The sequence below is a fragment of the Rhodoplanes sp. SY1 genome (assembly GCF_046000175.1).
GTDB lineage: Bacteria > Pseudomonadota > Alphaproteobacteria > Rhizobiales > Xanthobacteraceae > Rhodoplanes.
Genome location: NZ_JBEOMB010000192.1, coordinates 1 through 1,202 on the forward strand (window position 1 = coordinate 1; position 1,202 = coordinate 1,202).

The window sequence follows — 1,202 nt, forward strand, 5'->3', positions numbered from 1 at the left end:
CTCACGCTGATCGGCCTGATCGCCGTGATGGTCTACCAGCAGCCGCTCCTGTCGATCGTCGGCGTGCTGATCATGCCGCCCGCCGTGCTGGTGCTGCGCAAGCTGATCAAGCGCGTGCGCCACATCACGATGACGCAGTTCGGCGGCACCGTGATGATCCTGCAGGCCCTGCAGGAGACCGTCCAGGGCTTCAAGATCATCAAGGCGTTCAACCTCGAGGGCTTGATGCAGGAGCGGGTGAACCGCCATGTCGACGCCATCGAGCAGGCCTCCAACAAGCTCGCGCGGGTGCAGAACCGCTCGACCCCGCTGATGGAGACGCTGGGCGGCCTGGCGATCGCCGCGGTGCTGCTGATCGGCGGCTACAGCGTGCTGGTGCTGGACGCGACGCCGGGCGGCTTCATCTCGTTCATCACCGCCTTCCTGCTCGCCTACGAGCCGGCCAAGCGGCTGGCGCGGCTCAATCTCGAGCTGCAGTCGAGCCTGGTCGGCGTGCGGATCCTGTTCGAGCTGCTCGACCTGCCGGTGCCGCCCGCCGACACCCGCTCGACCGAGCTGACCGTGACCGAAGGGCATGTGCGCTTCGAGAACGTCGTGTTCGCCTACCGGCCCGGCGAGCCGGTGCTCGAGGGCGTGTCGTTCGATGCGGCGCCGCATCGCGTCTCCGCCTTCGTCGGCGCGTCGGGGGGCGGCAAGTCGACGATCTTCAACCTGCTGCTCGGGCTCTACGCGCCGCAGGGCGGCCGCATCCTGATCGACGGGCAGGACATCGCCACGGTGTCGTCGGCGTCGCTGCGCCGGGCCTTCTCCTATGTGGGACAGGACGTGTTCCTGTTCCACGGGACGGTCCGCGAGAACATCGCGCTCGGCCGGCTCGGCGCCGACGACGCGGCGATCGTCGCGGCCGCCAAGGCCGCCTACGCGCACGACTTCATCATGGCGTTTCCGGAGGGCTACGACACCAAGGTGGGCGAGCAGGGGGCGCAGCTCTCCGGCGGCCAGCGGGCCCGCATCGCGATCGCCCGCGCGCTGCTGCGCGACGCGCCCATCGTGCTGCTCGACGAGCCGACCGCGGCCCTCGACTCGGAGGCCGAATCCTTCGTGCAGGCCGCGATGGGCGAGCTGATCCGCGGCCGCACCACGCTCGTCATCGCGCATCGGCTCTACACGATCGCGCATGCCGACCGCATCCACGTGGTCGA

General features: G+C 69.5%; 1 protein-coding gene. It reads left to right on the plus strand.

Annotation, left to right across the window (positions count from 1 at the left end):
* Positions 1 to 1,202: ABC transporter ATP-binding protein (locus ABTU92_RS27990; RefSeq protein ID WP_408094857.1), on the plus strand; the 1,202-nt coding region annotated here is incomplete at both ends.